We start from the raw sequence: 239 nt of genomic DNA on the forward strand, positions 1-239 counted from the left end.
TGTTGCTGATTTGTAATGCGGTATCGCTGGCACCTTGTAACCCGTGTGGGAGGGGGCTTGCCCCCGATAGCACCGAAGGCACCGTGGGGCGCTGTTTCGATCCATTAACGGAATGGCAGCAGGTAGCGACTGATGTACGCGGCAAAGCCTTACCTTGCGGCCATTACATCGCTGAGCAAGTGCCAGAACTATTGCTTGAAGAAGTGCTGAGCTTTTTCGCAAGACCGATGTAGCCAAGC

1 pseudogene is annotated in these 239 nt (G+C 54.8%); it reads left to right on the forward strand.

Annotation, left to right across the window (positions count from 1 at the left end):
- A pseudogene (locus tag AC0L3U_RS40160) lies at positions 1 to 233 on the forward strand (hypothetical protein); the annotation flags it as partial.
- Positions 234 to 239: the final 6 nt, after the last annotated feature.

Source organism: Bradyrhizobium sp. Kon69, from assembly GCF_055807515.1.